The organism is Pseudomonas sp. PA15(2017) (assembly GCF_001945395.1).
In the GTDB taxonomy this organism is placed as follows: Bacteria; Pseudomonadota; Gammaproteobacteria; order Pseudomonadales; family Pseudomonadaceae; genus Aquipseudomonas.
The window spans coordinates 18,751-39,164 of record NZ_MSXV01000053.1 but is presented as its reverse complement, the minus strand read 5'-3'; the positions used below and the strand labels follow the sequence as shown (position 1 = coordinate 39,164).

Genomic DNA, 20,414 nt, shown 5'->3' with positions numbered 1-20,414 from the left:
ATCGCGCAGATTCAGGAAGACCATGATGTCGGACGCCCAAGCCGAAAACACCCAGCAGGACATTCTCGACAAGGCCGTGGCCGAAGGCGGTGCCTACGAGGTGCTGCACAAGCGCCTGCAGGAGCAGGGGTTGCGCCTGCGCCAGCGCACCGAAGCGCTCAACGATCAGCGCCTGCTGGAGTTCGGCAGCAGCCAGATGGAAGTGATCGGGCGGGTGCGTATCCGGACCGAGAACAACTGCATCGCCCGCGATATCGTGCAGGTCGGCGACTGGCTGCTGTTCGGCTACAACGTGTTCATGGGTCTGAAGAAGGAAACCGCGGTCGCCGACGTGTTCTCCCTCTATCGCCTGGTCGAGGGCAGCGAGGGTTATGAAGCCGAAGCGGTCGCCCTGGACGGCACTTTCCTGAGCCAGAGCGGCTTCGTCAACGACTTCAACGAGCTGTACACCTATTACAAGAACACCCGGCTGCTGCAGTTGGCGATTCGCGACGGCAAGCTGCTGGCCAGCTTCCAGATCGGCGAGCGAATCACCGACATTCGCGTGTTCCGCTGGTCGCTGTCGCTCGATGGCAAGGACGTGCGTTACATCGACAACCGCGGCGAGCGCGATATCGCGCTGCCGGCGCCGTTCGATTTCGAGTGGCAGAAAACCACCCGCGAGATGACGGTCAACGGCCGCCATCCGCACCTGAACATCCTCGACACGGTATTCGTCGAGACGGTCGGCGGCGACCTGACCATCAAGGTCGAGAACAATACCGAAAGCGGCCAGGGCATCTACCGTGAAGAGGTGATGGACAAGACCCAGTCGCTGGACGATGCGCAGATCGAATACGCCGCCCTGGGCAGCCTGATCCTGCTCAAGGTGCTGCCGTATCGCGAGGAGCAGTGGCGCTACCTGGTGTTCAACCGCCTGACCCGCAAGGTCGAGCGTATCGACGCCATCGGCCTGGCCTGTGTGCAGCTGCCCGAAGACCACGGCATCATCTTTCCCGGCGGCTACTACCTGCAGAACGGCGAACACAAGACCTTCGAGCAGTCGATGGCCGGCATGCGCTTCAAGCGCTCGGTACGCTCACCCAACGGCGAGGACGTGCAATACATCTTCTACCACCCCGGCGAAGGCCGTGCGGTGCTGCTGACCTACAACATGGTCACCCGCCAGTTGCAGAACCCGATCTTCGGCCACGGCTACGCGCGCCTGGAAGACGGGCGCATGGTGATCTTCTCCGCCGAGGGTGACGAGCCCACGCGCATCCACCCCATGCAGGTCTGGCAGACGCCGTTCGAGAGCGAGGAGTTCGCCGCCCGCCAGCCGGCGCGCAGCGGCTTCTTCGGGCGCATCGGCAACGCCGAACTGGTGCGTGGGGTGTCCGATCTGTTCAACCTCAGCCGCGAGATCGACAGCCGCGAAGTGTCGGTGGCGCGTTACAGCCTGCTGTGCCACAACACCCGTCGGCTGTTCGATATCTATCACTGGCTGAGCGACCCGCAGTGCGCCGAGCTTGCGCCGTTGCTGCGCGAGATCGCCGCCACCGGCGAGCTGGTGCTCGACGAATTCGAGAAGGTCGAGAGCATTCGCCAGCAGTCCGCCGCGGCCATGGCCGACGCCGAAAGCCGCCAGAAGTCGCTGCTCGAGAGCGTGAGGTCGGATACCTGGGACAAGGTCGAGCAATACGTCGACGCCCTCAATGCGATTACCGCTCAGCGCGGCCAGTTGCTGACCATTCGTGACTACCGCTATATCGACGTGGCACGCATCGATGCCATGGAAACCGCGCTGCTCGAAGCCCGCGACCAGACTGCCGCGGCCACCTCGCGCTTTCTGGCTGGCGATGCTGCGCTGCAGCCCTATCACCATGATCTGCAGGGGTTCGACGAGCAGGCGCAGAAGGCCGAGAGCGTCGCCCAGCTGGCCGAGCCGCTGGCCGGCCTTAACGAGATGGCCGGCAACCTGGACATGCTGTCCGGGCTGATGGCCTCGTTGCAGATCGACGACGCCACCGAGCGCACGCGCATCGTCGATGCCATTTCCGAGGTATACGCCAAGCTCAACCAGGCCAAGGCCCGCGCCGAGCAGCGCCGCAAGGGCCTGGGGTCGGCCGAGACCGTGGCGCAGTTCGGCGCGCAATTCAAACTGTTCAGCCAGAGCATCACCAACGCCCTGGCGCTGGCCCAGGACCCGGAGAAGTGCGGCGAACAGCTGTCGCGCCTGTTGGTGCAGCTCGAGGAGCTGGAAAGCCAGTTCGGCGATCACGAACAGTTTCTCGGTGACATTCTCGCCAAGCGCGAGGAGCTGCTGGAAACCTTCGAGGCGCACAAGCAGAGCCTGCTCGACGAGCGTCAACGCAAGGCCCAGGGCCTGCTCGACGCTGCGCGGCGGATTCTCGACAGCCTCGGCCGGCGTACCGCCAAGTTCTCCGAGGCCCAGGAACTCAACGCCTTCTTCGCCGCCGACCCGCTGATCCTCAAGCTGCGCGAACTGGCCGAGCGCCTGCGTGAGCTCAAGGACAGCGTCAAGGCCGACGACGTCGAGGCGCGTCTAAAGGCCGCTCGCGACCAGGCCGTGCGCGCGCTGCGCGACAAGAGCGAACTGTTCGAGGCCGGCGGCGACGTCATCAAGCTGGGGCCGCGCCACCGTTTCGCGGTCAACACCCAGGAACTCGACCTGACCCTGCTGCCGCGTGGCGACGGGCTGTTCCTGCACCTGACCGGCACCGACTTCCTCGAACCGTTGCACGACGCCGAACTCGATGGCCTGCGCGATTACTGGCAGGTCAGCCTGGAGTCCGAGTCGGCCGCTCTGTACCGCGGTGAATACCTGGCCGGCCTGGTGCTCGACGCTGCGGTGCGCCATAGCGATGGCCAGAGCCTGGATCAGCTCAAGGCGCACATGAGCCAGCCCGACGAGTTGCTCAAGCGCATCCGCGAGTTCGCCGCGCCGCGTTACAAGGAGGGTTACCAGAAGGGCATCCACGACCAGGACGCCATGGCCATCCTGCTGCGTCTGCTGGCGCTGCGCGAGGCGGCTGGCCTGCTCACCTATTCACCGAGGGCGCGCGGTTTCGCGCTGTTCTTCTGGAACCGCTGGCGCGAAGACGTGGAGGCCGCCCACTGGCCCGAGCGTGCCCGAACCTGCGCCAACATCCGCCAGCTGTTCGGCCGCGACGACGGCATCCGCCAGCTACGCGAGGAAGTGCTCAAGGCGCTGCACGCTTTTCTCGTCCGCCACCCGATGCCGTTCGACGCCGTGCTGCAGCGCGAGGCGGCCGACTACCTGGTCGAGGAACTGGCCGCGTCGCGCATCGAATTCGTGGTCAGCAAGTATGCCCGCGACCTGTTCGATGGCCTGCGCCAGCACCTGCAGGCCGCCCATATGTGGGATGGCTACCTGCAGGCCCAGGAGCGTCTGCGTGGGCGTCCGGATCAGCGCTGGGCGCTGGCCGAGAACTGGTTGCAGGCCTACTGCGAGCAGCAAGGCCAGACACATCTGCAGGCCTACGTGGCGGAGGCCGTGGCCCTGGGGTTGATCGACAGCGACCTGCCGCAGCGCGTCACCGAGGCCGACCTGCAAGTGCGCGTCGACGGGCTGCTGGGCGACCACCCACGCATCCAGGACGGTACCCTGAGTTTCGCCCTGCACGATTTCTTCCAGCGCGTGCGCCACCACCGCGAGACCTTCCTGCCCGAGTTGCAGCGTTATCAGAACCTGCGCCAGGCGGTGGTCAACCGTGAACGCACGGCACTGCGCCTGAGCGAGTTCAAGCCGCGGCCGCTGTCGTCGTTCGTGCGTAACAAGCTGATCAACGACGTGTACCTGGGCTTCATAGGCGACAATCTGGCCAAGCAGATGGGCACCGCCGGGGAGAACAAACGCACCGACCTGATGGGCCTGCTGATGCTCATCTCGCCGCCCGGCTACGGCAAGACCACCCTGATGGAGTACGTGGCCCACCGCCTCGGGCTGATCTTCATGAAAATCAACGGCCCTGCCCTCGGCCACGAGGTGCGCTCCATCGACCCGGCCCAGGCGCCGGACGCCACCTCGCGCCAGGAGCTGGAAAAGCTCAACCTGGCGCTGGAAATGGGCAATAACGTGATGCTCTATGTCGATGACATCCAGCACACCCACCCCGAATTCCTGCAGAAATTCATCTCCCTGTGCGACGGCACGCGGCGCATCGAAGGCGTGTGGAAGGGCAAGACCAAGACCTACGACATGCGCGGCAAGAAGTTCTGCGTGGTGATGAGCGGCAACCCGTACACCGAGTCCGGCGACGTGTTCAAGATCCCCGACATGCTCGCCAACCGCGCCGACATCTACAACCTGGGCGACACCCTGGGCGGCATGCAGGAAGCCTTCGCGCTGTCCTATATCGAGAACGGCCTGACTTCCAACCCGGTGCTGGCGCCCCTGGCCACCCGCGACATGGCCGATGTCTACCGTTTCGTCGCCAAGGCCGAGGGCAAGCCGTTCTCCGCCAACGAGCTGTCGCACAGCTACAGCGGTGCCGAGATCAACGAGATCGTCGCCACTCTGCAGCGCCTGATGCAGGTGCGTGACGTGGTCGGCCGGGTCAACCAGCAGTACATCGTCAGCGCCGCTCAGGCTGACCAGTACCGCACCGAGCCGCCGTTCAAGCTGCAGGGCAGTTACCGCAACATGAACAAGATGGCCGAGAAGATCAGCGCGGTGATGAACGACGCCGAGTTGCTGCAATTGATCGCCGACCACTACCAGGGCGAGTCGCAGCTGCTCACCACAGGTGCCGAGGAAAACCTGCTCAAGCTCGCCGAACTGCGCGGTAACCAGACGCCCGAGCAGTTGGAGCGGTGGACGCAGATCAAGCGCGACTTCATGCGCAACAAGGCCATGGGCGGCAGCGACTCGGATGTCGGCGCCCGTGTGGTGGCGCAGCTCAACGACCTGGTCGAGGGTGTGCGCGGCCTGGCCCGCAGCGAGCCGACGGCGCCGGCGGCTGTCGCCGTGCCCTGGCAGGAGTTGCTGGCCGGCCTGGAACGGCTGCGCGAAGTGCCGCCGCGGGTCGAGGTGGCCGTGCAGGCTGTGCCGCAGCCTGGCATCCAGGCGCTGCTCGAGCGCCTGGCCGATAGCCTGCAGGACGGCGTGCTGCCGCTGATCAACGCCATGGACAAGAAGATCGACATCGACCTGGGGACGCACAAGCGCATGGGCGACATGGCCCAGCAACTGCGTGAGATCGCCCGGATGATGGGGCAGGGCGGCGAGGCGCCGTGACGCTCTGGCTGTTGCCGCGCCTAAAACTGCTGTTCGGCATCGCTGCGGTGATGGTCGTGCTGCAACTCATCAACAGCCTGGACGGCTACAGCCTCAACCGCTTCGGGCTGATCCCGCGCGAGGTGCAGGCGTTGCCGGGCATCGCCCTGGCGCCCTGGTTGCACGGCAGCTGGCTGCATCTGTTCGGCAACCTCAGCGGCTTCATGGTGCTGGGCGCCCTGGCGCTGCTGGAGTCACGGGCCGAGTTCATCCGCGCCAGCCTGTTCATCATCGTCGTCAGTGGCGTGCTGGTCTGGCTGTTCGGGCGCACCGGCATCCATGTCGGCTCCAGCGGCTGGCTGTTCGGTTTGTGGGGGCTGTTGCTGGGCCGCGCCTGGTTTCGCCGCAGCTTCGCCGACCTGCTGCTGGCGGCCCTGGCTCTGGTGCTGTACGGCGGTTTTTTCTACGGCCTGCTGCCCCAGCAGGGCGTTTCGTTCGAATACCACCTGGCTGGCGCACTGTGCGGCGGCCTGTACGCCTCATGGCAACGCGGCGGCCAGAAACGTCGCACTCGAAAACGGACTCGACAAGGTTAAAAATGGATTTCAATCGCCTCGACCAACACCTGCGTGACAGCCTCGTCGACCTCAGGCTCAGCAACGAGGAGCGCGACGAACTGCGCGAACTGGGCAACGACCTGACGCCCGACCAGGTGCGCTACATGCGCAACCGCGCCTTCGATCTGGTGCGCGAACTGATCACCGACCCGGACAACGCCGTGTCGGCCCTGAAATGGCTGGAGCAGGTGATCAAGACGTTGGAGGTGCGCTGCTCACCGATACGTGGCCGGAGCAGTGCGCATTTCAGCCCCGGTGAAAGCTGCCGCCAGCGCATCCGCGACCTGTGCCGCAACGCCCGGGAGTCGGTGGATGTCTGCGTATTCACCATCTCCGACGACCAGCTCAGCGACGAGCTGATCGCCGTGCATCGCCGCGGGCTGACCGTGCGCATCATCAGCGACAGCGAAAAGCGCTTCGACGTCGGTAGCGACATCCAGCAACTGATCGATGCCGGCGTGCCGCTGCGCATCGACAACAGCCCGTTTCACATGCACCACAAGTTCGCTTTATTCGACGGTCGCCTGCTGCTCAACGGCAGCTTCAACTGGACGCGCAGCGCCAGTACCAGCAACGAGGAGAACCTGTTGGTGACCGACGATCCGCATCTGGTCGCCGAGTACCGCCGCGAGTTCGAGATGCTTTGGGCGCGCTACCGACCGAATTGACGGCCTAGGGTCTGTTCCCGTTTCACGCACGGCCGCGCCGGAGCCAGTTTTTGTGCGAGGCAAGGGCCGCGCCCGCTCCCGGCGGGCTTGCGGCATTTCCCACATCTATGTGGGTCACACAGATGCGAAGTTTGGCGGGCCAAATGAGCCATCGAGTAACGCCGCATCGCACAAAAACTGGCCCGGCCCTTCGGGTGGGGCCGCCTAGGTTGCGCGGGAAATGGCCCCCGCTGTCGTTGCAGGACTTGGCAAGGGAGAACGCGCACGGCTAGTCCATTCCCTGCGTCCTGCGCCTAACCGGAGGCCATTTCTCGCGGCAACGCGGCTCGCGCTGAAACGGGAACAGACCCTAGCGCCGCAGCGCCGGCAGAAATGCCAGGAGACTCGCTGGTAGCTGCTGGCGCAACGCCTCGCTCATCGCCTCGCGGCGTTTCTGGTAGAGCAGGCCGAGGCCCATCACGCCAAGGCCGATCAGGCTGACCACCACCGGGAACAGCAGCGAATCCTCGAACACGTCGTGGGCCAGGTAGCCGAGATAGCCGGCCACGCCCAGGGCGCCGAAGACCATGAACAGCGGGCGGCGCAGCAATATCGACAGACCGATCAGGCCCAGGTTGATCAGGCAGTACAGCGCCTTGCCCAGTTCGCTGCCGCTGTCCATCAGGCTCAGGCCGCCCCAGAACGCCGTCAACCCGGCCAGGTAACCCCAGAAGGCGTAATCGCGCCTGCTGCGGCCGTCCACCAGCAGGCTGGCGAGCAGAATCACCAGGCCGAACCACAGCGACACCTCGCGGCGCTGTTCCCAGCTGAAGTACTCGCCATGCAGCAGCTCGCTGAGGTCCATGGACATGAACCACAGCGCCACGGCAATCGGCATGACGATGAACGGGAAGGGCAGCAGGCGCAGCACCAGCAGGCCGACCAGCACCGTCGCCACCTCCATGACCAGCCAGCCACCCTGCACGTAGCGGTAGTAGTCGACGTAGTCCGCCTGCGCGTCATCCAGGGGCCACAGGCCCAGCAGCCTTTGTGCGGCGAACACCACCAGCGGCGTCAGGCTTACCGCTACGGCGCCGAGCAGGCCGCCGGGAATCGGCTGGCCGCGGCGCCACAGGCTGCGCCCGCCGAGCAGGAACAGCAGCAGGTAAGCCGTGCTGATCACCAGCAGCGCCAGGTCGCCGATGTTCATCCAGGCTTCGGTGAGCAGCCAGCCCATGGCGCCCATGATCAGCAGGGCGCCGAAGTAATAGGCAATATGGGAGAGCTGGAAGCTGGGGCGCTCAGTGGGCGTCTGTTGCAGAAAGGCCAGCAGGGTCTGGTCCTGGCCGGGCTGCAGGACGCCGGCCTGTACGGCGCGGCTGAGGTCACTGGAATCTATGGTCAGCTTCATGGGGTGGACGTCCTGTCTTGGTGCCGCTGCTTGAAGTTGCCGCGGCGTGCCCAGGCGTTGCGCCTGGGCGTAGTCGATCAATGCTTGCGCGGTACGGCCTTGAGCAGCTCGTCCGGTGGCATCTCGCACTGGATCTTGCGGCCGATCAGCTCTTCGATCGGTGGCACGGCGAAGGCATCGTCCTCGCCGGCAAAGCTGATCGAGGTGCCGCTGGTGCCGGCGCGGCCGGTACGGCCAATGCGGTGCACGTAGTCGTCCGGGTCTTCCGGCAGGGTGAAGTTGATCACGTGGCTGATGCCGTCGACATGGATGCCGCGGCCGGCCACGTCGGTGGCGACCATGACGCGGATCTTGCCTTCGCGGAAACCTTCCAGGGCACGAATGCGCTTGTGCTGGGGGATGTCGCCGGACATCTGCACCGCACTGATGCCGTCACGGGTCAGGCGTTCTTCGATACGGCGCACTTCGTCCTTGCGGTTGGCGAACACCATCACGCGAGTCCAGTCGTTCTGGGTCACCAGGTTGTAGAGCAGCTTGTACTTGTCCGCCGAGGCGACGGCGTAGACGTGCTGTTCGACGGTGTCGCTGGCGACGTTCTCCGGCTCGATCTCGACGATGGCCGGGTCGGTGGTCCACTGCTTGGCCAGGTTCATCACGTCTTCGGTGAAGGTGGCGGAGAACAGCAGGGTCTGGCGTTCGCCCTTCATCGGGGTCTGGCGGATGATCTGCCGGACCTGGGGGATGAAGCCCATGTCGAGCATGCGGTCGGCTTCGTCGAGCACCATCACCTCGACCATGTCCAGGTGCACTTCACCGCGCTGGTTGAAGTCCAGCAGGCGGCCCGGCGTGGCCACCAGGATGTCGCAAAAGCGTGATTCCAGCTGCTTGAGCTGCTTGTCGAAGTCCATGCCGCCGACGAAGCTCATCACGTTGAGGCCGCTGTACTTGGTCAGTTCCTTGGCGTCGTTGGCGATCTGCACCACCAGCTCGCGGGTCGGCGCGATGATCAGCGCGCGCGGCTCGCCCATGTAGCGATCCTTGGGCGGCGGGGTCTGCTGCAACTGGGTGATGATCGAGATCAGGAAGGCCGCAGTCTTGCCGGTGCCGGTCTGAGCGCGGCCGATGGCATCCTGACCCTTGAGCGTGTAACCGAGAATGCCGGCCTGGATCGGCGTGCAGTACGGAAAGCCCAGGTCGTGAATGGCGTGCATCAATTCCGGCGACAGCTTGAAGTCGTGGAAGCGTGTCTTGCCAGGGGCGGGTTCGACCTTGAAATCCTCGAGTTTCCAGGTGTCGACCGGCTTGGGCGCACGTTCACGACGCGGCTTGGCGGGCTTGCTCTGGGGCTTCTGCTCGGCGCTGGCGGCTTCTTTCGGCGGGCGCGGCTGGCGCTCCTCGCGGGGCGCTGCGGCGGGAGGCGAAGTGGCTTCGAGGGTCGGGGAGACTGAGCTGTGTGGCTCATTTTCGGCTTTGCCGAATATTTTTTTGAGTGCTTTGAGCACGGTCATCTCGTCGATTGATTAAGGAATGAACGCCAGCCAGTGTAAAGCAAGACGCGGGCAGGGCGAAGTACCCTGCTGCCGCCGTCGTGGGTGGCCGTCGATCAGTCCGCAGGCAGGCTGGCGAGCAGCAGACGCTGGACGTTGCCGCCCATGATCGCAGCGATGTCGGCGTGGCTGAAACCGGCGCCAAGCAGGCCTTCGGTCAGCTGGGCCAGGCCGGTGACGTCGAAGGGCGCATGAATGGTGCCGTTGAAGTCCGACCCCAGGGCCACGTGCTCGACGCCTACCAGGTCAGCCGTATAGCGAATCGCCTTGACGATGGCCGCCACCGAAGTGGCGCACACCGCCGTGTCCCAGTAGCCGATGCCGATCACCCCACCGGTCGCGGCGATAGCGCGAATATGCCGGTCGCTGAGGTTGCGGGTGCCGGGGCAGGTGCCTTCGACGCCGCCGTGGGACACCAGTACCGGGCGCGTGGCCATGGCCAGCACGTCGTCCATCAGCGGGCGCGAGGCGTGGGCCAGGTCGATGAGCATGGATTTCTCTTCCAGGCGCGCGACGACCTGGCGGCCCAGGGCTGTCAGGCCCCCTTTGTTCAGGCCATGGGCCGAGCCGCCGACTTCGTTATCGAAGAAGTGGGTCAGGCCGGCCATGCGAAAACCGGCGTCGTAAAGGCGGTCGAGGTTTTCCAGGCGGCCTTCCAGTGGGTGCAGGCCTTCGGTGGCCAACAGTGTGGCGACGCGGCGTGGATCCTGATTCCAGGCCTCAAGAAAGGTGCTCAGGTCGGCGCGGGTCTTGATCAGTATCATCCGGCCTTCGCTGCCGGCAGCGGCGCTGCGCAGTTTCTCGGCCTGGTACAGCGCGCGCTCGAGCAGGCTGTTCCAGGTCGCTCGTGGCCAGCGCTGGGCCATGGCGAGCAGGGTGATGGTGTCGCTGTCGGCGCCGTTGCTTTCGTAGTTCAGCCCGCGGGGCGATTTGGTGACGGTGGAAAACACCTGCAACCCGACGCGCCCGTCGAGCATGCGCGGCAGGTCAGAGTGGCCATAGCTGTAGCGCTTGAGCAGGTCGCGCTCCCAGAGCAGGGCATCATCGTGCAGGTCGGCGATGAACAGCGTGTCATGCAGGCGCGTGGCCGCCTGGCCTGCCGGATAGGGGGCGGGGGATTCGACGCTGTTCATGCGCCGGTCGAGCACGCTGGGCAGGGTGAAGAACACCCCGGCAGCCACGCACAGGACGATGGGGATGACCAGCAGGCGCTTACGCATGACGAGTTCCAGGGGGCAGGGGAGGGCTAGGTTCTGTTGCCGTTTCGGCGCGGCCGTGCGTGAAACGGCAACAGACCCTAGCCTTCCATAGGCTCACGGCAATTCAATGACAGAGTCGGTTACGGCCGCTGTTCTTGGCCTTGTACAGGGCCTTGTCGGCCCGGGCGATCAGACCGGCCAGGCCGTCGCGGGCGGCCATCTGGGCCAGGCCCAGGGAGACGGTCACGCCCGGCTGGGCGCCCAGCGGTGAATAGAAGGAGCCGATCCGCTCCAGGCTCTCGCGCAGACGCTCGGCCACATCGGCAGCCTGCTGCAGCGCCAGTTCGGGCAACAGCACCACGAACTCCTCGCCGCCGAAACGCACCAGACTATCCCGTGCCCTGAGCTGCCGGCGCAGGGTATGGGCGACCAAGCACAGCGCGTAATCACCGGCCAGGTGACCGTGCTGGTCGTTGTAGTCCTTGAAGTGATCGACATCGAGCATCAGCAGGCACAGCGGCTGCTTGTCGATCAGGCAGCGCGCACGTTCACGCTCGAATACGTGCTCCAGCCAGCGGCGATTGAAGGCGCCGGTGAGCTTGTCGACATTGGCGTTCTGCTCGCTGTTGATCAGCTTCCGGTTGCCTTGGCGAACGCGACCACAGAGCACCTTGAGCAGGTTGTGCATCATCTGCGGGGACTGCTGGAACAGCGAGGTGACCGCGTCACGGTGCAGGCGCAGTACGCTGCTGGGCTCGGTGGCCACTACGTAGGCGCTGGGGTGCTCGTTGTCGAGGAAACTGATCTCGCCGGCGCAATCGCCCGGGCCCAGGGTGGTGACCGGCTGGTTGTCGAGCGAGCCCAGGTACACCTTGAGGCTACCGGTGACGACTATATAAAGGTACTGGTTGCGATCGAACGGCGAGAGCAATACTTCGGCCGCCTCCAGCTCGCAGGGGCGAAAGGCATCGAGCAATCGGTTCAGGCTACCGAGCGCGACGTTGTCGAACAGGCGCAGCCGGCGAAGCTGCTGCAGGTCGGTTTGCCAGTGGGCCGCCTTCATGGCATGTGCGTCCTTGCTTGAAAACGCTCAACGATCGGCATCGCCAACGCTCCCATGGATCGATGACCGCGTTCGTGATCGACGAACGAGCCTCATTACCCTGACAGTATCCGCCGTCAGGCGGGCTGACAATCGTCTTGCGTAGTGCCGACGACCGGCGGCGCGGGGACTGTGAAGGCCATCACAGGCGCGCCGCCAAAAGCCGCATTACAGACGGCTTGCGAGCCAGGCGCCGATATCGGCGATTTCTTGCGGTAACACTTCATGAGCCATCGGGTATTCCTGCCAGGTCACCGCAACACCACGGCTTTGCAGCCAGTCGTGGGCAGTGCGGCCCATGCTTGGCAGCACCACGGCATCCTGATTGCCATGCAGGCAGTAGACCGCAACGGCGCGCTGGGAGTCGCTCAACTGCAGCTCGTCCGCAAAGCTCGGCGCGTAGGTCGACAGTGCCAGCACGCCGCCCAACGGGCCTTGCCAGCGCAGGAAGGCGGTATGCAGCACCACGGCGCCACCCTGAGAAAAGCCGGCCAGGAAGATGCGCGCCGGATCGATGCCGTCATCGCGCTGCGCCTCGATCACGTCGATGACCTGCTGGGCCGACTGTTCGAGCTGCGCGCGGTCGATGGCGCGGGCCGGGCTCATGGCCAGAATGTCGTACCAGCTGGGCATTTCCCAGCCACCGTTGATGGTCACCGGCCGAGTGGGCGCCTGGGGCAGCACGAAGCGGGTGCTGCGCAATGATTGCTGCAGCGCCTCGGCGACCGGCTGGAAATCGAAACGGTCTGCACCCAGACCGTGCAGCCAGATCACGCATGAGTCGGCGGGAAGTGGGGGCTGCAGTAGCAAAGTGGTATCCATTTATTGCTCCAATTTGGGGCTTGCGCGTTACTTTGGTGCGTGACTGTTTTCCGTCACTGTACTGATCCCTGAACAAGATGTCGCAAGATTACAAGTTTGCCCCCTTGACCGCTCTCACTCACGGCTAAAAACAGAGTGTGGTATGGCCTTTGCTATAGACCTTGTGACTGATGTCGTCGGGCCAGCGTGGTAACACCGCGCCGGGCCGCGGAGCAGACGGGAAAGCCGATTTGATGGGGTTTCCAAAAGGTTCGCCGGGCGCTGCATGCCCGTCGATATACAAATTCGCGATCCGTCTCGGGCCTGTTCACCAACGGGCTGGTACGAATTTCGATGACCTGCTCTCGAATGGGTCACGGCGCACGTACCGAGGTCTGGTCACCGGTCTACACTGTTGCTGCCAATAGTGACGACATGCCCCAAAAGGGTACGGCGATCGGGCTGAGACTCCAACACAACAAAAGCAACCGGAGAATGTTCAATGAAGATGGTTAAAACCACCCTGGCGATGTTGACCGCCGCCGCCGTTCTGGGCGCCGCTGGCATGGCTCACGCGGGTGCAACCCTGGACGCCGTAAAGAAGAAAGGCTTTGTACAGTGTGGCGTCAGTGACGGCTTGCCGGGTTTCTCGGTGCCGGATGCGAAGGGCAACTACCAGGGCATCGACGTCGACATCTGCCGCGGTGTGGCCGCTGCAGTGCTGGGCGACGCGACCAAGGTCAAGTACAGCCCGCTGACCGCCAAAGAGCGTTTCACCGCCATTCAGTCTGGTGAAGTCGACGTGCTGTCGCGCAACACCACCTGGACCAGCTCGCGCGACGGCGGCATGGGCCTGGTGTTCACCGGCGTGACCTACTACGACGGCATCGGCTTCCTAGTTAACAAGAAGCTGGGCGTTGCCAGCGCCAAGGAACTGGATGGCGCGACCATCTGTATCCAGGCGGGCACCACCACCGAGCTGAACGTCTCCGACTACTTCCGCTCGAACGGCCTGAAATACACCCCGATCACCTTCGACACCTCCGACGAGAGCGCCAAGTCGCTGGAAGCCGGCCGTTGCGACGTGCTGACCTCCGACCAGTCGCAGCTGTACGCACAGCGCATCAAGCTGGGCGCGCCGGATGACTGGGTGGTCCTGCCGGAAGTGATCTCCAAGGAGCCGCTGGGCCCGCTGGTTCGTCGTGGCGACGAAGACTGGATGGCTATCGTCAAGTGGACCCTGTTCGCCATGCTCAACGCCGAAGAGCTGGGCGTCGACTCCAAGAACGTCGAAGCTCTGGCCAAGGAAACCAAGAACCCTGACGTCGCCCGTATGCTGGGTGCCGACGGCGAGTACGGTAAAGACCTGAAGCTGCCGAAGGACTGGGTCGTCCAGATCGTCAAGCAGGTCGGTAACTACGGCGAAGTGTTCGAGCGCAACATCGGCAAGGGCAGCGAGCTGAAGATCGAGCGTGGCCTCAACGCTCTGTGGAACAAAGGCGGTCTGCACTACGCTCCTCCAGTGCGTTGATTGACCTGTCGCCCGGCAGTGCACTGCCGGGCGATTTTCGTTCCGTTATACCTGGGGCATTCCCATGCAGAAAAACATTGGCGCACCGCAGGGGTTCTCCCTTAGCGATCCACGTGTGCGCGCCTGGCTATTCCAGATCATTACCGTTGTGGCCGTGGTCGCAATGGGCTGGTTCCTGTTCAGCAATACGCAGACCAACCTGCAACACCGGGGTATCACCTCGGGCTTCGACTTCCTCGAGCGCAGTGCCGGTTTCGGCATCGCCCAACACCTGATCAGCTACACCGAAGCGGACAGCTATGCCCGCGTCTTCGTCATCGGCCTGCTCAACACCCTGCTGGTTTCATTCATCGGCATCGTGCTGGCCACCATCCTCGGCTTCGTCATCGGTGTCGCGCGCCTGTCGCCGAACTGGATGATCAGCAAGCTGGCGACCGTCTACATCGAAGTCTTCCGCAACATTCCGCCGTTGCTGCAGATTCTCTTCTGGTACTTCGCCGTGCTGCTGCCGCTGCCCGGCCCGCGTGCCAGCATCAGCCTGGGTGACAGCTTCTTCCTCAGCAACCGCGGCCTGAACATGCCGGCTGCCGAGGCGACCGGTGCATTCTGGCCGTTCGCGATCGGTGTGGCAGTCACCATCGTCGCCATCGTGATGATGACCCGCTGGGCCAACAAGCGCTTCGAGGCCACCGGCCAGCCGTTCCACAAGTTCTGGGTCGGCCTGGGCATGGCCATCGTCATCCCCACCCTGGTCGCGCTGATCTTCGGCAGCCCGCTGCACTGGTCGGTACCGGAGCTCAAGGGCTTCAACTTCGTCGGCGGCTGGGTGATGATCCCTGAACTGCTGGCGCTGACCGTCGCACTGACCGTATACACCGCGGCGTTCATCGCCGAAAACGTGCGCTCCGGGATCAACTCGGTCAGCCACGGCCAGACCGAAGCCGCCCGCTCCCTGGGCCTGCGCCCCGGCCCGACGCTGCGCAAGGTGATCATTCCGCAAGCCATGCGCGTGATCATTCCGCCGCTGACCAGCCAGTACCTGAACCTGGCGAAGAACTCGTCCCTGGCCGCCGGTATCGGCTACCCGGACATGGTCTCGCTGTTTGCCGGTACCGTACTCAACCAGACAGGCCAGGCCATCGAGGTGATCGCCATCACCATGAGCGTCTACCTGGTGATCAGTATCAGCATTTCCCTGCTGATGAACTGGTACAACAAGCGCATCGCGCTGATCGAGCGGTGAGGACCTAGCGCATGAGCACTCATACTTTCAAACCGGATCTGCCGCCACCCAGCGCCAGCGTTGGCGTGGTCGCCTGGATGCGCAGCAATCTGTTCTCTAGCTGGCTCAACACGCTGCTGACGTTGTTCGCCATCTACCTCATCTGGTTGATGGTGCCGCCGCTGCTCAAGTGGGCGATCTTCGACGCCAACTGGGTGGGCACCACTCGCGCGGACTGCACCAAGGAGGGCGCCTGCTGGGTGTTCATCCAGTCGCGCTTCAGCCAGTTCATGTATGGCTTCTACCCCAGCGAGCTGCGCTGGCGCGTGGACCTGACCGCCGTGCTGGCCATCGTCGGTGCCGCGCCGCTGTTCATCTCCAAGTTTCCGCGCAAGGCCATCTACGGCATCGCGTTTCTGCTGATCTATCCGGTCGTGGCCTGGTGCCTGCTGCACGGCGGCGTGTTCGGCCTGGAAACCGTGCCGACCAGCCGTTGGGGCGGCCTGATGCTGACCCTGGTGATCGCTGCCGTCGGTATCGCCGGCGCGTTGCCGCTGGGCATCCTGCTGGCGTTGGGGCGGCGTTCCAACCTGCCGGCGGTGAAGGTGGTCTGCGTGACCTTCATCGAGTTCTGGCGTGGTGTGCCGCTGATCACCGTACTGTTCATGTCCTCGGTGATGCTGCCGCTGTTCCTGCCCGAGGGCATGAGCTTCGACAAGCTGATGCGTGCCCTGATCGGCGTCATCCTGTTCCAGTCGGCCTACATCGCCGAAGTGGTGCGTGGTGGCCTGCAGGCGATTCCCAAGGGGCAATACGAAGCAGCCGGCGCCATGGGCCTGGGCTACTGGCGGATGATGGGCCTGGTGATCCTGCCGCAGGCGCTCAAGCTGGTGATCCCGGGCATCGTCAACACCTTCATCGCCCTGTTCAAGGACACCAGCCTGGTGATCATCATCGGCCTGTTCGACCTGCTCAATAGCGTCAAGCAGGCGGCTGCCGACCCGGCGTGGCTGGGCATGGCGACCGAGGGCTACGTGTTCGCCGCCCTGATTTTCTGGATTTTCTGTTTCGGTATGTCGCGCTATTCCCTCCATCTGGAGCGGAAGCTCGACACTGGCCACAAGCGTTAGGAGTCACTTAAATGAGCGAAGCAAGCAAGCAACCCAGCGCCGAGCCGATCATTCAGCTGCAGGGCGTGAACAAGTGGTACGGCCAGTTCCACGTTCTCAAGGACATCAACCTGGACGTGCGTCAGGGCGAGCGTATCGTGCTGTGCGGCCCGTCGGGCTCGGGCAAGTCGACCACCATCCGCTGCATCAACCGCCTGGAAGAACACCAGGCCGGTCGCATCGTGGTCGATGGCACCGAGCTGACCCGTGACCTCAAGGACATCGAAACCGTGCGCCGCGAAGTGGGCATGGTGTTCCAGCACTTCAACCTGTTCCCGCACCTGACCGTACTGCAGAACTGCATCCTGGCGCCGATGTGGGTGCGCAAGATGCCCAAGCGTAAGGCCGAGGAAATCGCCATGCACTACCTGGAGCGCGTACGCATTCCAGAGCAGGCGCACAAGTACCCGGGGCAGTTGTCCGGTGGCCAGCAGCAGCGTGTGGCCATCGCCCGCGCCCTGTGCATGAAGCCCAAGATCATGCTGTTCGACGAGCCGACCTCGGCCCTCGACCCGGAAATGGTCAAGGAAGTACTCGACACCATGATCGGCCTGGCGCAGGACGGCATGACCATGCTCTGCGTGACCCACGAAATGGGCTTCGCGCGCACCGTGGCCGACCGCGTGATCTTCATGGACAAGGGCGAGATCGTCGAGCAGGCCGAGCCGAACGCCTTCTTCGACAACCCGCAGAACGAGCGTACCAAGCTGTTCCTGGGGCAGATTCTGCACTGAGGTCGGGCGGGCAGGGCGCGGACATCCGTCTGCGCAGTGACCGAGACGCCGATAAAAAACGCCGGGGCATCAGTCCCGGCGTTTTTTTGGTTATTGCCATTGTTTGGACAGCGGGCGGGTTAACACCAGACTAGCAAAAGTGTTCGCTGTTGATGACCTGGCACTCTCCATTAACCAGCCGCCTGGCATGATGGGTTTCGCCCCTTACGGGCGAGTCACTTGATTCGCTGCGCTCACCCTTCGGGCCAGCCTACGGCTGTTACTTCGCTGTGCTTCGTTGCTCTTGCTTGCCCAAGAGAAAGTAACCAAAGAGAAGGGCACCCCACCATCCGGGCTAGGCGCCCCCGCCCTGCTGCGCCGGGGTTCCCTCGCTCCATCACTGTTCCAGGGGCGCGACCGGATGCGGCCCACTGACGAAGGGCCATCCCTGGCCCATCGCAGCTCTCGCGGCATCCATGCCGCTCAACCCCTTACACAGCGATTCCACTCGGCCTCCTGAAGGGGACTTGGGCGTCGCCTGTGCGATCGCAGCCCAAGAGCAAAATCAGGCGTTTTCGAGCTGAGCTTTTGGGAATTTTGCAGGTTCGCGCCTTGTTCCCATCAGAAATGTTGCGCCCGGAGGGGTTGCAACACAAAGGTGCAGGAGGCGCGATATTGGATAGTCCTAAGTCAGTGCGCCATATGTACCTCGGTGCCGAGCGCATTCACCCCGCGAAAATTCGAAGAGTCTTTTCGGGCGAGAAGCAGATTCGGCCTGTCGGCCCCTGAGCCTCACGGCTTGTCGGGCTTCAGATAGCTGGTGATGATCGCCGAGAAATCCAGCCCGCCGTGCCCGTCGCAGCTGAAGCGTTGATAGAGCTGCTGGGCGAGGGCGCCGAGTATCACCGGTTGTTTGATCTGCCGCGCTGCCTCGGTGGCCAGGCCCAGGTCCTTGAGCATCAGGTCGGTGCCGAACCCGCCACTGTAGCCGCGCGAAGCCGGCACGTTGTCGAGCACGCCGGGGTATGGGTTGTTGGTGTCCGAGCTCCAGCAACGCCCGCTGGAGGTATTGATGATGTTCGCCAGCACCTTGGCGTCGATGCCCAGTGACACCCCCAGCGCCATGGCCTCGGCGACGCCGATCATGGAGATGCCGAGCAGCATGTTGTTGGCCACCTTGGCGACCTGACCGTTACCGCTATCGCCGCAATGCACGATATTGCGGCCCATGGCTGCGAGGATCGGCTGCGCCTTGGCGAAGTCCGCCTGCGCACCGCCGACCATGAAGGTCAGGGTGCCGGCAGTCGCGCCACCCGTGCCGCCAGACACCGGCGCATCGAGCATCGGGTTGCCGTGGGCGCTGGCCGCCCTGGCGACCTCCCGTGCAGACAGCGGGTCGATGGTCGAGGAGTCGATCAGCAGCACCCCGGGCTTCACCTTGGCCAGCAGACCGTCATCGCCGAGGTAGACCGCCTTCACATGGGCCGAGGCCGGCAGCATGGTGATGACGATCTCGGCATCCTGCAGTACGCCGCAGGCGCTGTCGGCACCCTTGGCACCTGCGTCCACCAGGGCCGCGACGGCGCCTGTGGACAAGTCGAAGACGCGCAGCGCGTGGCCTGCCTTGAGCAGGTTGTGGGCCATGGGCGCGCCCATGTTGCCCAGGCCGATGAATCCGATATGCATGGTCGTCGCCTCACTTCAGGGTGATGGTGGTGTTCACCGCGCCGCCGACGTCGCTCTCCTCGAACCAGCGTTGCGTCACGGTCTTGGTCTGGGTGTAGAACTGCACCACCTGCTTGCCGTACGGGCCCAGGTCGCCGAGCTTGGAGGCCCGCGAGCCGGTGAACGAGAACATCGGCACTGGCACCGGAATCGGCACGTTGATGCCCACCTGACCAACGTCGATTTCCTCCTGGAAATGCCGGGCGGCGGCGCCGGAGCGGGTGAAGATCGCCGTGCCGTTGCCATTGGGGTTGGCATTGATCAGTGCGATGGCTTCATCCAGGGTCGCGGCGTGCATCACGCACAGCACCGGGCCGAAGATCTCCTCGCGGTAGATGCTCATCTGCGGGGTCACGGCGTCGAACACGGTCGGGCCGACGAAGTTGCCGCGCTCGAAGCCCGTCACTGCCGGGTTGCGGCCATCGAGCACCAGGCGTGCGCCTTCGCTGGCGCCGCGCTCGATCAGGCTGCTGACCCGGTCCAACGCCGCGCAGGAGATCAGCGGGCCGACATCGGTGCCGTTTTCCACGCCGCTGCCGACCTTGAGCGTTTCGGCCTTGGCCACCAGGTCCGGCAGCCAGCCCTGCGCCTCGCCGACCAGAATCACCACCGACAGGGCCATGCAGCGTTGCCCGGCGGCGCCGAACGCGGCGCCGGCTAGGTTGTTGAGGGTCTGTTCCTTGTGCGCATCAGGCAGCACGATGGCGTGGTTCTTGGCGCCCATCATGCACTGCACGCGCTTGCCGGCCTGACTGGAGCGGTTATAGACGTGGGTGCCGACATGGGTCGAGCCGACGAAGGACACCGCCTTGATGTCCGGGTGATCGCAAATCGCGTTCACCGCGTCTGCGGCGCCGTGCACCACGTTGAGTACGCCCGGCGGCATGCCAGCTTCGAGGGCCAGTTCGCACAGGCGCATGGTCACCATCGGGTCCTGCTCGGAGGGCTTGAGCACGAAGGTGTTACCGGTGGCGATGGCCATCGGGAACATCCACAGCGGGATCATCGCCGGGAAGTTGAACGGGGTGATGCCGGCGCACACGCCCAGCGGCTGCAGCAGGGTGTAGGTATCGACGCCACCGGCCACGTTGTTGGCCAGCTCGCCGAGTTGCAGGTTGCCGATGCCGGCGGCGTGCTCGACCACCTCCAGGCCGCGGAACACGTCGCCTTCGGCGTCGGCGAGGGTCTTGCCCTGTTCGGCGGTGAGAATGGCCGCCAGCTCTTTCATGTTTTCGCGGATCAACTGCTGGTACTTGAGGAAGATCCGCGCGCGGGCACCGACCGGCGTCTTGCGCCAGGTCTTGAAAGCCTGGCTGGCGCTGGCCACCGCGGCGTCGATTTCCTCGGCAGTGGCCAGGGGCACCCGAGCCAGCACTTCCTGGGTGGCCGGGTTGACGACGTCGCGCCACTGCTGGGTGCGTGACTCGACGAATTCGCCGTTGATGAGCAGTTTCACGGTAGCGGTCATGGTTCGGTCCTTTCTGAATTCGA

14 protein-coding genes are annotated in these 20,414 nt (G+C 64.3%); 7 read left to right on the top strand and 7 right to left on the bottom strand.

What is annotated here, in order from left to right:
- Positions 1–25 precede the first annotated feature (25 nt).
- Genes BVH03_RS18885 through BVH03_RS18875 form a run of 3 tightly spaced genes read left to right on the top strand, consistent with a single transcriptional unit; the run spans position 26 to position 6,524 of the window.
- Complete coding sequence (locus BVH03_RS18885) at positions 26–5,260, top strand: DNA repair ATPase (RefSeq protein WP_075962618.1); 5,235 nt, start codon at positions 26–28, stop codon at positions 5,258–5,260.
- Positions 5,257–5,835, top strand: a complete 579-nt coding sequence (locus tag BVH03_RS18880; protein WP_256574753.1) for a rhomboid family intramembrane serine protease — start codon at positions 5,257–5,259, stop codon at positions 5,833–5,835. The genes BVH03_RS18885 and BVH03_RS18880 overlap by 4 nt, the downstream gene beginning before the upstream one ends.
- A gap of 2 nt (positions 5,836–5,837) precedes the next feature.
- The gene (locus tag BVH03_RS18875) at positions 5,838–6,524 is read left to right on the top strand and encodes a phospholipase D-like domain-containing protein (protein ID WP_075962617.1); all 687 of its coding nucleotides are present in this window, start codon (positions 5,838–5,840) and stop codon (positions 6,522–6,524) included.
- Positions 6,525–6,873: 349 nt separating this feature from the next.
- Here BVH03_RS18875 and BVH03_RS18870 read toward each other — a convergent pair whose 3' ends face one another.
- From BVH03_RS18870 to BVH03_RS18850, 5 genes are all read right to left on the bottom strand, one after another.
- Positions 6,874–7,914, bottom strand: coding sequence for a DUF2157 domain-containing protein (locus BVH03_RS18870; protein WP_075962616.1), 1,041 nt, complete (start codon positions 7,912–7,914; stop codon positions 6,874–6,876).
- 77 nt (positions 7,915–7,991) lie between these two features.
- A complete protein-coding gene (gene rhlB / locus BVH03_RS18865) occupies positions 7,992–9,416 on the bottom strand; it encodes an ATP-dependent RNA helicase RhlB (RefSeq protein ID WP_075962690.1) in 1,425 nt (474 codons plus the stop codon).
- Positions 9,417–9,517: 101 nt separating this feature from the next.
- Complete coding sequence (locus BVH03_RS18860; RefSeq protein ID WP_075962615.1) at positions 9,518–10,681, bottom strand: dipeptidase; 1,164 nt, start codon at positions 10,679–10,681, stop codon at positions 9,518–9,520.
- Positions 10,682–10,784: 103 nt separating this feature from the next.
- On the bottom strand, positions 10,785–11,723 hold the full coding sequence (locus BVH03_RS18855) for a GGDEF domain-containing protein (protein ID WP_075962614.1): 939 nt from the start codon (positions 11,721–11,723) through the stop codon (positions 10,785–10,787).
- Between the two features lie 207 nt (positions 11,724–11,930).
- The gene (locus tag BVH03_RS18850) at positions 11,931–12,584 is read right to left on the bottom strand and encodes an alpha/beta hydrolase (RefSeq protein ID WP_075962613.1); all 654 of its coding nucleotides are present in this window, start codon (positions 12,582–12,584) and stop codon (positions 11,931–11,933) included.
- A 481-nt stretch (positions 12,585–13,065) separates the two neighbouring features.
- Here BVH03_RS18850 and BVH03_RS18845 point away from each other — a divergent pair, with 481 nt between their 5' ends.
- The 4 genes from BVH03_RS18845 (at position 13,066) to BVH03_RS18830 (ending at position 17,219) form a co-directional block, all read left to right on the top strand.
- The gene (locus BVH03_RS18845) at positions 13,066–14,094 is read left to right on the top strand and encodes an amino acid ABC transporter substrate-binding protein (protein WP_075962612.1); all 1,029 of its coding nucleotides are present in this window, start codon (positions 13,066–13,068) and stop codon (positions 14,092–14,094) included.
- 64 nt (positions 14,095–14,158) lie between these two features.
- Positions 14,159–15,337 carry an amino acid ABC transporter permease gene (locus BVH03_RS18840; RefSeq protein ID WP_075962611.1) on the top strand — a complete coding sequence of 393 codons (1,179 nt, stop codon included), beginning with the start codon at positions 14,159–14,161 and terminating at the stop codon, positions 15,335–15,337.
- Positions 15,338–15,348: 11 nt separating this feature from the next.
- The gene (locus BVH03_RS18835; protein WP_075962610.1) at positions 15,349–16,446 is read left to right on the top strand and encodes an amino acid ABC transporter permease; all 1,098 of its coding nucleotides are present in this window, start codon (positions 15,349–15,351) and stop codon (positions 16,444–16,446) included.
- A gap of 11 nt (positions 16,447–16,457) precedes the next feature.
- Positions 16,458–17,219, top strand: a complete 762-nt coding sequence (locus BVH03_RS18830; protein ID WP_075962609.1) for an amino acid ABC transporter ATP-binding protein — start codon at positions 16,458–16,460, stop codon at positions 17,217–17,219.
- Between the two features lie 771 nt (positions 17,220–17,990).
- On the opposite strand, the gene mmsB is transcribed toward BVH03_RS18830, so the two are convergent.
- Together mmsB and BVH03_RS18820 are read right to left on the bottom strand one after the other, a co-directional pair.
- On the bottom strand, positions 17,991–18,884 hold the full coding sequence (gene mmsB / locus BVH03_RS18825) for a 3-hydroxyisobutyrate dehydrogenase (protein ID WP_075962608.1): 894 nt from the start codon (positions 18,882–18,884) through the stop codon (positions 17,991–17,993).
- A gap of 10 nt (positions 18,885–18,894) precedes the next feature.
- Positions 18,895–20,391 carry a CoA-acylating methylmalonate-semialdehyde dehydrogenase gene (locus tag BVH03_RS18820; RefSeq protein ID WP_075962607.1) on the bottom strand — a complete coding sequence of 499 codons (1,497 nt, stop codon included), beginning with the start codon at positions 20,389–20,391 and terminating at the stop codon, positions 18,895–18,897.
- Positions 20,392–20,414: the final 23 nt, after the last annotated feature.